Origin of the sequence: Kutzneria sp. 744 (assembly GCF_000568255.1) — a bacterium.
Classification (GTDB): domain Bacteria; phylum Actinomycetota; class Actinomycetes; order Mycobacteriales; family Pseudonocardiaceae; genus Kutzneria.
Genome location: NZ_KK037166.1, coordinates 7,259,001 through 7,272,575, shown reverse-complemented (window position 1 = coordinate 7,272,575; position 13,575 = coordinate 7,259,001). Strand labels below are relative to the sequence as shown.

Below are 13,575 nucleotides of genomic sequence, written 5' to 3'. Positions count from 1 at the left end.
AGGGGCGGGGCCGAGCGCTCTGTGGGGTTGGAGGGGCAGGCAGACCTACCTCAGCGGCAGGTCCAGGTGATGGGGTGGTCGAGGGGGCCGTTGCCGCTCCAGTTGCGGCCCGGCTCGGCGCCGGCGGCAGCACCTTGGTAACTGCCGGCGTGCCAGACGACGACCCGATCATCGGCGGTGCCGCCGGCGGCATTGATCGCTTCGGCCGAGGTGTCGGTCCAGTGCTGATCAACCGGTCGGAGAAGTGGCTGTATCTGTCCATTGAGGATCGAAGGACGAGGCCGCCCCCTTACCGGCCGGTAGGACAGCGCCTGACCGCCAACGCAGCAGAGTGCTCGGCCCCGCCCCTGCTTCGCCCGGTTGCCGGATTTCGCCCGCCGCCACCCAACGCGCCCACCCACCCGAGCCGATGCGGCGGGCGAAATCCGGCAAGGGCGAGGCAGGGGTCACGAGGGGCCGAGCCGCGACGCCGAAGGCGGCGCCAAGTAACACAGCAAAAATAACGGAGCATTCTCCCAGCGGTGGCTGATGATCCGCTCGGACGCTAGCCTTCGGACACCGGGTCACGGCCTGAGTCACGGCCGATGGTCACGAACGAACCCGGTGGTTTGGAACCAGGCCGTCCAAGGCACACTATGGGCGGGCGGCGGGCGAGCTAGGGGCGTGGGCGATGAGTGGACGTTTGGGCATCGACGACATCACCCCGGTGGTCAGTTGTGGCCGATACGCCGCGAAAGCCGTTGTGGGAGAACACATCCCGGTCGGCGCGACGGTGTGGCGGGAGGGCCACGACGCGGTCGCCGCGACGGTGACGTGGAAGGGCCCGAACGACAAGGTGGCCCGGCAGACACGAATGGTCGAGCACGGCATCGGCCTGGACCGCTTCGTCGCCACGGTGGTGCCCGACGCCGAGGGCGCGTGGACGTTCCGCATCGACGCCTGGAGCGACCCGTGGGCGACCTGGCGCTCGGCGGTGGAGAAAAAACTGGCGGCGGGCCAGGGTTCCGCGGAGCTGGCCAACGACCTGGAACTCGGCGCGCGCCTGGTGGAACGGGTGGGCAAGCGCCCGGATCGACGCAACGACAAGGACTTGCTGCTCGCGGTGGCCGCCGGGTTGCGCGACGGTGAACGGCCGTTGCCGGACCGGGTCGGCGCCGCGCTGTCCGAGCACGTCGACAAGATCATGCACGAGTACCCGGTGCGAGAACTGCTCACACGGGGCAAGGTCCAGAAGATGTGGGTGGACCGCCCCCGCGCCCTCTACGGCTCCTGGTACGAGTTCTTCCCCCGCTCGACCGGCGGCTGGGACGAGACCGGCAAGCCCGTGCACGGCACGTTCGTCACCGCCACCCGCGAGCTGGACCGGGTCGCGGAGATGGGCTTCGACGTGGTCTACCTGCCGCCGATCCACCCGATCGGCCACGTCAACCGCAAGGGCCCCAACAACACTCTCAACGCGGGCCCCGAGGACGTGGGCTCGCCGTGGGCCATCGGCTCGCGCGACGGCGGCCACGACGCGGTCGCCCCCGAGCTGGGCACGCTGGCCGACTTCAAGGGCTTCGTGCACCGGGCCGACGAGCTGGGCATGGAGGTGGCGCTGGACTTCGCGCTCCAGTGCGCCCCGGACCACCCCTGGGTGCAGGAGCACCCCGAGTGGTTCACCACGCTGCCCGACGGCACGATCGCCTACGCGGAGAACCCGCCCAAGAAGTACCAGGACATCTACCCGCTCAACTTCGACAACGAGCCGCGCAGCCTGTACGCCGAGGTCAACCGGGTCATCACGCACTGGATCGAGCAGGGCGTGCGCATCTTCCGGGTGGACAACCCGCACACCAAGCCGCCGGACTTCTGGCACTGGCTGATCTGGGAGGTCAAGCGGCGCTACCCGGACGTGCTGTTCCTGGCCGAGGCGTTCACCCGCCCGGCCCGCCAGTACGGCCTGGCCAAGCTCGGCTTCACCCAGTCCTACACCTACTTCACCTGGCGCACCGGCAAGCAGGAGCTGATCGACTTCATGGTCGACTGGCTGGCGCACGCCGACGAGGGCCGGCCCAACCTGTTCGTCAACACGCCGGACATCCTGCACGAGTCGCTGCAGCACGGCGGCCCGTCGATGTTCGCCATCCGGGCCGCGCTGGCCGCGACGATGTCCCCGACCTGGGGCGTCTACTCCGGCTACGAGCTGTTCGAGCACGAGCCGGTGCGGCAGGGCTCCGAGGAGTACCTGGACTCCGAGAAGTACCAGCTGCGGCCCCGTGACTACCACACCGCGCTGCTGGACGGCCGGTCGCTGCAGCCGTGGCTGACCAAGCTCAACCAGGTCCGCCGCAACCACCCCGCGCTGCACCAGCTGCGCACTCTGCACTTCCACCACGTCGACAACGACGCGCTGATCGCCTTCAGCAAGACGGACCCGACCACCGGCGACACGGTGCTGGTGGTGGTCACCCTCGACCCGAACTACGCCCAACAGGGCACACTCTGGTTGGATCTTCCCGAGCTGGGATTCGACTGGCACGAGCGGGTCACCGCTCACGACGAGGTCACGGGTGACACCTGGGACTGGGGTCAGGCCAACTTCGTCCGGCTCGAACCCTGGCGTGCCGTCGCGCACGTCATCAGTATTTCTCGCAAGTAAACCTGATCAGCACGAATATCGCGGCTCCGCCTCGGGTAGTCCCCGGTGGCGGGGCTAGCCGACCATGGACGAGGGGTGGTGGCGACTGATGCCCGACGCTCCCCAGCTTGGGACAGAGATCCCGGGGACGGAGTTCACCGAGGACGGCCACCTCGTTGAGCCGAGCAGCGACGACTTCGGCACGGCAAGACAGGCTCCGCGCGAGCCCGAGTGGTACAAGAGCGCCGTCTTCTACGAGGTGCTGGTGCGGGCGTTCGCCGACTCCAACGGCGACGGCACCGGCGACCTGCGCGGGCTGGCCGAGAAGCTGGACTACCTGGAATGGCTGGGCGTCGACTGCCTGTGGCTGCCGCCGTTCTACGCGTCCCCGCTGCGCGACGGCGGCTACGACATCAGCGACTTCCGGCAGGTCCTGCCCGAGTTCGGCACCGTCGACGACTTCGTCTACCTGCTGGACCAGGCCCACCGCCGGGGCATCCGGGTGATCACCGACCTGGTGCTCAACCACACCTCGGACGCGCACGCCTGGTTCCAGGCCTCCCGCACCGACCCGCAAGGCCCGTACGGCGACTTCTACGTGTGGAGCGACGACGACCAGCGCTACGCCGACGCGCGCATCATCTTCGTCGACACCGAGACGTCCAACTGGACCTTCGACCCGGTGCGCGGGCAGTTCTACTGGCACCGATTCTTCAGCCACCAGCCGGACCTGAACTACGAGAACCTCGAGGTCCAGGAGGCGATGATCGATGTCCTGAGGTTCTGGCTGGACCTCGGCATCGACGGCTTCCGCCTGGACGCCGTGCCCTACCTCTTCGAGGAGGAGGGCACCAACTGCGAGAACCTGCCGCGCACGCACGAGTTTCTGCGCCGCTGCCGCAAGGTGGTCGACGTGGAGTACCCGGGCCGGGTGCTGCTGGCCGAGGCCAACCAGTGGCCGGCCGACGTGGTGGAGTACTTCGGCGACGCCGACGCGGGCGGCGACGAGTGCCACATGGCCTTCCACTTCCCGCTCATGCCGCGCCTGTTCATGGCGGTGCGGCGGGAGTCGCGGTTCCCGATCTCGGAGATCCTGGAGCAGACGCCGGAGATCCCGTCGGGCGCCCAGTGGGGCATCTTCCTGCGCAACCACGACGAGTTGACGCTGGAGATGGTCACCGACGAGGAACGCGACTACATGTACGCGGAGTACGCCAAGGACCCGCGGATGAAGGCCAACATCGGCATCCGCCGCCGGCTGGCCCCGCTGCTGGACAACGACCGAAACCAGCAGGAGCTGTTCACCGCGATGCTGCTGTCGCTGCCCGGCTCGCCCGTTCTGTACTACGGTGACGAGATCGGCATGGGCGACAACATCTGGCTGGGCGACCGCGACGCCGTCCGCACGCCCATGCAGTGGACGCCGGACCGCAACGCCGGCTTCTCCCGCTGCGATCCGAACCGGATCTACCTGCCGGTGATCGCCGACGCCACCTACGGCTACCAGGGCATCAACGTCGAGGCGCAGATCAACAACACGTCCTCGCTGCTGAACTGGACCCGCCGCATGCTGGAGGTGCGCACCGCGCACAAGGCGTTCGGCTTCGGCGCGTTCACCGAGCTGGGCTCGTCCAACCCGAGCATGCTGTCCTACCTGCGGCGATGGAACGACGACGTGCTGCTGTGCGTCAACAACCTGTCCCGGTTCCCGCAGCCGGTCGAGCTGGACCTGTCCGAGTACCGGGACCTCGTGCCGGTGGAGATGACCGGCGGCGTGCGCTTCCCGCCGATCGGCGACCTGCCGTACCTGCTGACACTGCCGGGGCACGGCTTCTACTGGTTCCAGCTTGTGCCGGAGACTGAAGGCGGGGAGGCACCATGACGGAACTGACTCCACTGGCCGACGCGCTGCTGCGCTGGCTGCCCGAGCAGCGCTGGTTCGGCGGCAAGAACCGGGACCTGGCCGAGGTGTCCACGCGGGACGCCGTCACGCTGCTGGACGGCGACCCGCGGCTGGTGCACGCCGTGCTGAGCACCTCGGACGGGGACTACCAGCTGCTGGTCGGGCGGCGCCGTGAGTTGCCGGAGCACCTCGCGCACGCGATGATCGGCGAGGTCGACGGACACGTCTACTACGAGGCGGTGCACGACACCGAGCTGATGGGCCGGCTGCTGACGCTGATCGCCGAGGACACCTGGGTGGAGGGCATCCACTTCGCGCCCGAGCCAGGTGCCGTGATCGTGCCCACGCAGCGGGCCAAGCCGGTCAGCGCCGAGCAGTCCAACACCTCCGTCGTCTACGGCACCGACTACATCCTCAAGCTGTTCCGGCGCGTGGTGGAGGGCCCGAACCCGGACCTCCAGCTGCACCGGGCGCTGCAGTCGGTCGGCTCCAAGCACATCGCCCGGCCGCTGGGCGCGATCACCGACCAGTTCGTGGTGCTGGGCATCCTGCAGGAGTTCCTGTCCGGCGCGGCCGAGGGCTGGGCCATGGCCACCGCCTCGGTGCGTGACCTGATGGCCGAGGCCGACCTGCACGCCGCCGAGGTCGGCGGCGACTTCGCCGGCGAGGCGTTCCGGCTGGGCCAGTCCGTGGCCGAGGTGCACGCCGACCTGCGCAAGGCGCTGGGCGGCGGGCAGGAGGGGCCGGAGCGGCTGTACGAGGCCGTGCAGGGCATGCACCGCCGGCTGGACAGCGTGCTCGCGGACGTGCCGGAGCTGGCCGAGTTCGAGTCGGCGTTACGAGCCGTGTTCGAGCAGGCCCGCAGTGGGCCGTCGCTGGTCGACGTGCAGTTCATCCACGGCGACCTGCACCTGGGCCAGGTGCTGCGGACGGCGGCCGGCTGGAAGCTGATCGACTTCGAGGGCGAGCCGGCGGCGCCGCTGGCCGAGCGCAACGCCCTGCGCTCCCCGCTGCGTGATGTGGCCGGCATGCTCCGGTCGTTCGACTACGCCGCACAGCAGCTGCTCGTCGGCCACCCGGCCGACCACCAGCTGGAGGTGCGGGCGCAGGAGTGGACCGCCCGCAACCGGGACGCGTTCTGCGACGGCTACGCGGAGGTCGGCGCCGACCCCCGTGAGCAGGGTTCGCTGCTGCGCGCGCTGGAACTGGACAAAGCCGTGTACGAGGTGGCGTACGAGCATGGGAACCGGCCGGACTGGCTGACCGTGCCGCTGGCGTCCATCGCGAGGATCACCGCCGGAGAGGACTGAACGTCGTGACGAGCATCGCACCGGCCAAGGACGAGGTGGACCGGCTGCTCGGGGGTGCGCACCATGATCCGCACTCCGTGCTGGGGGCGCACGCGCACCCCGGCGGCACCGTCATGAGGGCGCTGCGTGTCGGCGCCCGCTCGGTGTCGGTGCTCGTCGGCGACAAGCGGTTCGAGCTGGACCCGGTCGAGGGCGGCCTGTTCGCCGGGCTGGTGCCGGAGCCGCCGAGCGACTACCGCTACGAGGTCGACTACGGCGACGGCAACGTCGTCATCGCCGACGACCCGTACCGCTGGCTGCCCACCATCGGCGAGCTGGACCTGCACCTGATCGGCGAGGGCCGGCACGAGCGGCTGTGGGAGGTCCTGGGCGCGCATCCGCACACCTACGACACCCCCGGCGGTCCGGTCGACGGCACGTCGTTCGCGGTGTGGGCGCCGACCGCGCAGGGCGTGCGGGTGTGCGGCGACTTCGACGGCTGGGACGGCCGCGGCACGCCGATGCGCTCGCTGGGCGGGACCGGCGTGTGGGAGGTGTTCCTGCCCGAGGTGCCGGTCGGCTCGCGCTACAAGTTCCGGCTGCTGGGCAAGGACGGCTCGTGGCACGAGAAGGCCGATCCGCTGGCCTTCGCCACCGAGCTGCCGCCGGCGACGGCGTCGGTCGTGTACGAGTCGGACTACACCTGGGACGACGAGGCGTGGCTGACCGAGCGGGAGGCCAGCGACTGGTCGAAGCGGCCGATCAGCGCCTACGAGGTGCACCTCGGCTCATGGCGGCAGGGCCTGAACTACCGGGAGCTGGCCGAGCAGCTCGGCGACTACGTGCTGGAGACCGGCTTCACCCACGTGGAGCTGCTGCCGGTGGCCGGGCACCCGTTCGCCGGGTCCTGGGGCTACCAGGTCACGTCGTACTACGCGCCGACGCCCCGGTTCGGCTCCCCCGACGAGTTCCGGTACTTCGTCGACCACCTGCACCAGCGGGGCATCGGCGTGATCGTGGACTGGGTGCCGGCGCACTTCCCCAAGGACGACTGGGCGCTGGCCCGGTTCGACGGCAGCCCGCTGTACGAGCACGCCGACCCGCGCCGGGGCGAGCAGCCCGACTGGGGCACGTTCGTCTTCGACTTCGGGCGCAACGAGGTCCGCAACTTCCTGGTGGCCAACGCCCTGTACTGGATCGAGGAGTTCCACGTGGACGGCCTGCGGGTCGACGCCGTGGCCTCGATGCTGTACCTGGACTACTCGCGGCCCGAGGGGCAGTGGCTGCCCAACATCCACGGCGGCCGCGAGAACCTCGACGCCGTGCAGTTCCTGCAGGAGCTCAACGCCACCGTGTACCGGCGGCACCCCGGGATCATGATGATCGCCGAGGAGTCCACCGCGTGGCCGGGCGTGACGCGGCCGACCCACCTGGGCGGGCTGGGCTTCGGTTTCAAGTGGAACATGGGCTGGATGCACGACACGCTCCGGTACCTGTCGCACAATCCCGTGCACCGCTCGTACCACCACAACGAGATGACCTTCTCGCTGATGTACGCGTGGAGCGAGAACTTCATGCTGCCGCTGTCGCATGACGAAGTGGTGCACGGCAAGGGATCCCTGTGGGGTCGGATGCCCGGAGACAACTGGAACAAGGCGGCCGGGCTGCGCTCGCTGCTGGCCTTCATGTGGGCCCACCCCGGCAAGCAGCTGCTGTTCATGGGCGGCGAGTTCGGGCAGATCGACGAGTGGTCGGAGAAGCGCTCGCTGGACTGGCCGCTGCTGGACGAGCCGCTGCACAACGGCATCAAGCGCCTGGTCGGCGACCTCAACGCCGCCTACCGCGAGGCGCCGGCACTGTTCACTTTGGACACTTCGCCGGACGGCTTCTCCTGGATCGACGCCAACGACTCGGCCGGCAACGTGCTGTCGTTCCTGCGTGAGGGCGAGGACGGCTCGATGTTGGCCTGTGTGGCCAACTTCTCCGGCTCGCCGCACGAGAACTACCGCATCGGCCTGCCCACCACCGGCGCCTGGCGCGAGGTCGTCAACACCGACGCCGAGGTCTACGGCGGCTCCGGCTGGGGCAACCAGGGCGAGATCACCGCGGGCGCCAAGCCCTGGCACGGCCGCCCCGCCTCGGCCGTGGTGCAGCTGCCGCCGGCCGGCGTGATCTGGCTCGCGCCGGAGGCCTAAGTCGAACCAGCGCCGTGGCGGCATCACCGTAAGATCGCCGCCATGGCGTTGTCCGTAGACGAGTTGAGTGCCCTGCTCGCCGACCTGGAGTCGGACCGGGTGGAGCGGAAGGCCGGCCTGTTCGACAAGGACATGGTCGGCCACATCCTGTGCGCGTTCGCCAACGACCTCCCCGGGCACGCCGCCCCCGGCGTGCTGTTCATCGGTGTCAACGACGACGGCAGCCATGCCGACACGAACATCGATGACAAGCTTCTGCAGAACCTCGCTTCTTTTCGCGACCAGGGCAATATCCTTCCGCCGCCCTCGATGGACGTGCGGAAGGTCGAGCTCGGCGGCCATCACGTCGCCGTCGTCGAGGTCCAGCCCAGCAACAGCCCACCGGTCCGCTACAAGGGACAGATTTGCGTCCGCGTCGGCCCGCGCCGTGGGGTGGCCAACGCCGAGGACGAGCGCAGGCTCAACGAACGGCGTCGGTCGCTCGACCTTCCGTTCGATTCACGCCCCATTCCTGGGGCCGGTCCGGACGACCTCGACCTGTCCTTGTTCACCAGCACTCTGCTGCCTTCACTCGTTCCGCCGGCAGTGCTCGCGGAAAACGGGAGAAGCATCGAGCAACGGCTAGCCGCACTGCGGCTGACATCCCCCGATGGCCTGCCGACCGCGGCCGGGCTGCTCGCCGTCGGCCGGGATCCCTTGCAGTGGCTTCCCGGCGCGTACGTCCAGTTCATCAGGGTGGACGGCGAAGACCTGGCGTCGCCGATCAAGGACGAGAAGAGAGTCGACGGGCCGCTGTCGACGGTGCTTCGCCAGCTCGACGAAATCCTGACGATCAACATCAGCACGTCGATCGACTTCACATCGAGCGCCACCGAAGCCCGGACCCCCGATTACCCACTCGCGGCGTTGCAGCAGGTCGTCCGCAACGCGGTCATGCACCGCAGCTACGAGCACACGAACTCGCCGACCCGCATCACCTGGTACGAGAATCGCGTGGAGATCGTCAGCCCCGGCGGGCCGTTCGGCATCGTGGCCAACGGCCCGTTCGGCAGCGGGCTGACCGACTATCGAAACCCGACACTCGCCGAGATCATGCGCGGTCTCGGCTACGTCCAGCGCTTCGGCGCCGGGATCCCCATCGCCAAGAAGAGCCTCGCGGACAACGGCAGCCCGCTTCCGGTTTTCGAGGTCAACCCGTCCTACGTCGGCGTCACCATCGGGAGCAGACTGTGACGACGCCCGTTATCGCCTTCTTCAACAACAAGGGCGGGGTCGGCAAGACCTCCCTCGTCTACCACCTCGCGTGGATGATGGCCGACCAGGGCCATCGCGTCGTGGCGGCCGATCTCGATCCTCAGGCCAATCTCACTTCAGCATTCCTCGACGAAACCAGGATCGAACAACTGTGGGCGGAGGCTGACGGGCGGGCAACCGTTTGGGGAGCGATACAGCCGTTCCAGGATCGGACCGGGCCCCTGGGCACCGCGCCACTCGTGACCACTTCGGACACAAGATTGGCCCTCCTGCCCGGTGACCTTCAGCTGGCCACCTTCGAGGACAACCTCAGCACGGAGTGGCCGCGCTGTCTGGAAGGCCGGGCGGACGCCTTCGCGGTGATGTCGACGTTCTGGCGTCTGACGCAGAGCGCGGCCGACCAACACGATGCCGAAGTCGTGCTGGTGGATGTCGGCCCCAGCCTCGGCGCCATCAATCGAGCCGCGTTGCTGGCCGCTGGCCATGTCGTCGTGCCGGTGGCGGCCGACCTGTTCAGCCTTCAGGGCCTGCGCAACCTCGGCCCGACCCTGAACGCGTGGCGAACCGGGTGGCGCGATCGGCTCGAGCGCATGCCACCATCGGTCACCGCCGCACCTTCAGGCACGATGAACGCGCTTGGTTATGTTGTGCTGCAACACGGCGTGCGCCTGGACCGGCCGGTTCGGGCTTATCAACGATGGATGGACCAGATCCCGGGCGAGTTCCAGTCGGCGGTGTTGGGGATCGACGACACGGACGCCCCGAAGATGGCCGAAGATCCATACTGCCTCGGTCAGCTGAAGCACTATCACAGCCTCATGTCCTTGGCGCAGGAGGCGAGGAAACCGATCTTCGCGCTGACCACTGCGGACGGTGCGATCGGTGGACATCTCCAGGCGGCCCGTGACGCCTACGGCCACTTCGGCAACCTGGCGACGACGATCCTCCGCCGGGCCGGCATCGAGGTCTAGAGAACGGCGGAACGGCCCGAAACCTGGCTCCTGGGACCAGGTTTCGGGCCGTTCGCGTGAACGGGTTCGGTCAGCCGACCTTCTGGATCAGCGCCTTGCGGATGAGCTGCTTGCCGTCCTGGTGGATCTTGAGGAAGGCGTCGTTGTCGAGCAGCACGCAGCTGCCGGAGGTGGACGTCACCGGGACCGTGATGGACTTGTTGTTGTCCAGGTTGGTCACCTTGAGCATGGTGCCGAGCGGGAACTGGTTGCTGGACGCGGAGACGCCCTTCGAGCCGGACGTGGTCACCGTGGAGCCCTTGCAGACCTGGTTGGCCGCGGTGCCGGCGGCGGAGCCGTTTCCGTTGCCGGCGTTGGTGTCGGTCGGGTCGGCGGTGGCGGTGTCGGTCGGCGCGGCGGTGTCGGTGCCGCCGTTGTCGCAGCCGCCGTTGTTGTCGGTGGTGGTCGGAGCGGTGGTGTCGGTGCCCATGCCGCCGTCGCCCATGCCACCGGCGTTGCCCATGCCGTTGTCGCCACCCATGCCCATGCCGCCGTTGTTGTCGGTGGTGGTGGCCGGCGGCGCGGTGGTGTCGGTGCCCATGCCACCGTTGCCCATGCCGTTGTCGCCACCCATGCCCATGCCGCCGTTGTTGTCCGTGGTGGTGGCCGGCGGGGTGTTGGTGTCGGTGCCCATGCCATTACCCATACCGTTGCCACCCATGCCCATGCCACCGTTGTTGTCGGTGGTGGTGGCCGGCGGGGTGTTGGTGTCGGTCGCGGTCGGGCAGCCGTTGTTGCCACCGTTGTCACCACATGCAGCGGCCTTGAGGCGCGACTCGATCTGGGCCACCACGGCCTGGCGGTTGGCGATGCGGGCCGCCGACTGGGCGTCGGGGTGCGCCTTCTGGTCGGCGATGAAGTTCAGGTTGTTCTGCAAGGCCTTCTGCAGGCCGGCGCAGGCCTCGCCGCTGCCCTTCTTCTTCTTGGCGTCGGACGAGGCCGTCACGTTGTTGGTGCAGCCGGCGGCCTGGCGGCGCTGCTGGATCTGGGCCACGACGGCATTGCGGTTGGCGATGTTGGCCGCGGACACCGCGGTCGGGTTGGCCTTCTGCTGCGCGATGAAGTTCAGGTTGTTCTGCAGCGCCTGGTCGAGTCCCTGGCAGTTCTCGGTCGCCGCGTGGCTTGTCCCCGAGATGACCGCGAATCCACCCCCCAGCACGACGGCGACGCCCAGCGCAGCGGCGACACCCAGGATGGTGGCGCGTTTGCGACTGGGGCTCATATCGGCAATCCAGGACATTGCGGCGTCTCCTGTCGTCGTTCTTGGTCTGAACCACGTTCGCGGGGTACTACCGACGAAACCGGCGAACGGTTCACCGACGGGTACCATCCGTTCACGTGCATGAGATCGCGGTCTTCAGCGGCAGTGCCCATCCCGAACTCGCGGCGGACATCTGCGCGCACCTCGGTGTTCCACTACGCCCGGTGCGGGTCGATCGGTTCGCCAACGACTGCATCGAGGTCCAGCTCCAGGCCAACTGCCGCGAGCGGGACGTGTTCCTGATCCAGCCGCTGGTGCCGCCGACCCAGGAGAACCTGGTCGAGCTGCTGCTGATGCTGGACGCCGCCCGCGGCGCCTCGGCGGCCCGCACGACCGTGGTGCTGCCGCACTACGCGTACGCGCGCAGCGACAAGAAGGACATGCCCCGCGTCTCCATCGGCGGCCGGCTGGTGGCCGACCTGCTGCTGACCGCCGGCGCGAACCGGGTCCTGACCATGACCCTGCACTCGCCGCAGGTCCACGGCTTCTTCAGCGTGCCGGTCGACCACCTGCACGCCCTGCGCGAGCTGGCCGCCCACTTCCGCGGCAACGACCTGTCCAACGCGGTGGTCGTCTCCCCCGACCTGGGCAACGCCAAGCCGGCGGCCGCGTTCGCCCGGCTGCTCGGCGTGGGCGTGGCCGCCGGGGCCAAGCAGCGCTTCGCCGACGACAAGGTCAGCATCAGCTCGATCATCGGCGATGTTGCCGGCAAGGACGTGATCGTGCTGGACGACGAGATCGCCCGCGGCTCCACCGTGGTCGAGCTGGTCGAGCGGCTGCACGAGCTGGGCGTGGCGTCGATCCGGGTGGCCTGCACGCACGGCCTGTTCGCCGACGGCGCGATCAAGCGCATCGGCGACCTGCCGGGCGTGACGGAGATCGTCTGCACCGACACCGTGCCGATCGCGGCCCAGAAGCGCACCCCCAAGCTGACCGTGCTGTCCATCGCGCCGGCCATGGCCGAGGCGATCCGGCGCATCCACAACGGCGAGTCGGTGAGCGCCCTGTTCGACGCCTGATCTCGGGGGTTAACCGGATATCCCGACCCGCTCGACGTCCGTAACCTGGGAAAACGTGATGGGGAGCCTGCACGCGCTGCTACTGCGGCCACTGGGGGAAGCGCGCACGTGGCGGGCCACTCTGCACCTGCTCGGCGGCGTGTTCTGGAGCGTCGGCAACACGCTGGTGCTGCTGGTCGGGCTGATCGTCACGCTGTGCCCGATCCCGGCGGTGATGACCTTCGGGGCGATGGTCAGCGCGACCCAGTTCAACGTCACCACCAGCGGTTTCGTCGTGCTGCTGCTGTTGCTGCTGATCCTGCCGGTCGGTGTGTTCGGCTTCGTCGGCACGGGGTACGCGCTGGAGGCGTGCGCGCGGCTGGAGGTCGGCTGGCACCGCTCGATCCTCGGCGTGGACATCCCGCTCACGCTCCAGCTGCCGGTCCGCGGACGCCTGCTGCCCCTGTTCGGGCGGATGGTGCGCGACCTGCGGCTGTGGCGGCTGATGGCGTACCAGCTGGTCCGGCTGCCGGTCGCGCTGCTCACCGGCGCACTGACGCTGCTCGCCTGGGCATTGCCGCTGGTCGTGGCCGTGATCGCCGCGGTGTTCTTCGTCGACCTCACGGTGGCGTCGATCAACCGTCCGTACCTGCGTCACGGCGACGTGTGGGCCGGCGCGCCGCTGCTGTTGCTGGCGCTGCTCATCCCGGTCGTGCCGTACCTCGTGCGGTGGATGCAGGCGTGGCAGCTCGCGCTGGCCCGCCGCTACCTGGGGCAGCTGTCGGCCGAGCAGCTCGCCGCCCGGGTGTTCGAGGTCGAGCAGCGACGCGAGGACGCCATGGCCGCGGCCGAGACCGAGCGGCGGCGCATCGAGCGGGATCTGCACGACGGCGCCCAGCAGCAGCTGGTGGCGTTGGCGATGCTGCTGGGGCGGGCCAAGCGCAAGTACGACAGCGACCCCGAGGCCACCCGGGCGCTGCTGGAGGAGGCCCACCGCAGCGCCAAGGACGCCATCGTCGAGCTGCGCGAGCTGACCCGGGGCCTG

9 protein-coding genes are annotated in these 13,575 nt (G+C 69.0%); 8 read left to right on the top strand and 1 reads right to left on the bottom strand.

Going from position 1 to position 13,575, the window contains the following annotated elements; translation table 11 throughout:
• The first annotated feature begins 670 nt into the window (after positions 1–670).
• From KUTG_RS33490 to KUTG_RS33465, 6 genes are all read left to right on the top strand, one after another.
• Positions 671–2,641: an alpha-1,4-glucan--maltose-1-phosphate maltosyltransferase gene (locus KUTG_RS33490; protein ID WP_043722537.1), complete on the top strand. Its 1,971-nt coding sequence runs from the start codon at positions 671–673 to the stop codon at positions 2,639–2,641.
• Positions 2,642–2,729: 88 nt separating this feature from the next.
• A complete protein-coding gene (treS, locus tag KUTG_RS33485; protein WP_052395695.1) occupies positions 2,730–4,502 on the top strand; it encodes a maltose alpha-D-glucosyltransferase in 1,773 nt (590 codons plus the stop codon).
• Entirely contained in the window at positions 4,499–5,833 is a 1,335-nt protein-coding gene (locus KUTG_RS33480) for a maltokinase N-terminal cap-like domain-containing protein (protein WP_043722531.1), read from the top strand. Before treS ends, KUTG_RS33480 begins: the two co-directional genes overlap by 4 nt.
• A 5-nt stretch (positions 5,834–5,838) precedes the next feature.
• Positions 5,839–8,007 carry a 1,4-alpha-glucan branching protein GlgB gene (glgB, locus tag KUTG_RS33475; RefSeq protein WP_084580071.1) on the top strand — a complete coding sequence of 723 codons (2,169 nt, stop codon included), beginning with the start codon at positions 5,839–5,841 and terminating at the stop codon, positions 8,005–8,007.
• A gap of 42 nt (positions 8,008–8,049) precedes the next feature.
• A complete protein-coding gene (locus KUTG_RS33470) occupies positions 8,050–9,240 on the top strand; it encodes an RNA-binding domain-containing protein (protein ID WP_043722525.1) in 1,191 nt (396 codons plus the stop codon).
• On the top strand, positions 9,237–10,232 hold the full coding sequence (locus tag KUTG_RS33465) for a ParA family protein (protein WP_043722524.1): 996 nt from the start codon (positions 9,237–9,239) through the stop codon (positions 10,230–10,232). The genes KUTG_RS33470 and KUTG_RS33465 overlap by 4 nt, the downstream gene beginning before the upstream one ends.
• A 70-nt stretch (positions 10,233–10,302) precedes the next feature.
• On the opposite strand, the gene KUTG_RS66515 is transcribed toward KUTG_RS33465, so the two are convergent.
• On the bottom strand, positions 10,303–11,511 hold the full coding sequence (locus tag KUTG_RS66515; RefSeq protein WP_157494919.1) for an RlpA-like double-psi beta-barrel domain-containing protein: 1,209 nt from the start codon (positions 11,509–11,511) through the stop codon (positions 10,303–10,305).
• A 98-nt stretch (positions 11,512–11,609) separates the two neighbouring features.
• Between KUTG_RS66515 and KUTG_RS33455 the strand changes: the two genes are divergently transcribed.
• The gene (locus KUTG_RS33455) at positions 11,610–12,551 is read left to right on the top strand and encodes a ribose-phosphate diphosphokinase (RefSeq protein ID WP_043722521.1); all 942 of its coding nucleotides are present in this window, start codon (positions 11,610–11,612) and stop codon (positions 12,549–12,551) included.
• A gap of 58 nt (positions 12,552–12,609) precedes the next feature.
• Positions 12,610–13,575, top strand: a 966-nt coding sequence (locus KUTG_RS61930; RefSeq protein WP_198047387.1) for a sensor histidine kinase, incomplete at its 3' end; no start/stop codon positions are given.

Bases quoted from the DNA above. Each gene is read 5' to 3' on its own strand.
- KUTG_RS33490 (WP_043722537.1), top strand. From the start codon at position 671: ATGAGTGGACGTTTGGGCATCGACGACATCACCCCGGTGGTCAGTTGT.
- treS (WP_052395695.1), top strand. From the start codon at position 2,730: ATGCCCGACGCTCCCCAGCTTGGGACAGAGATCCCGGGGACGGAGTTC.
- KUTG_RS33480 (WP_043722531.1), top strand. From the start codon at position 4,499: ATGACGGAACTGACTCCACTGGCCGACGCGCTGCTGCGCTGGCTGCCC.
- KUTG_RS33470 (WP_043722525.1), top strand. From the start codon at position 8,050: ATGGCGTTGTCCGTAGACGAGTTGAGTGCCCTGCTCGCCGACCTGGAG.
- KUTG_RS66515 (WP_157494919.1), bottom strand. From the start codon at position 11,511: ATGTCCTGGATTGCCGATATGAGCCCCAGTCGCAAACGCGCCACCATC.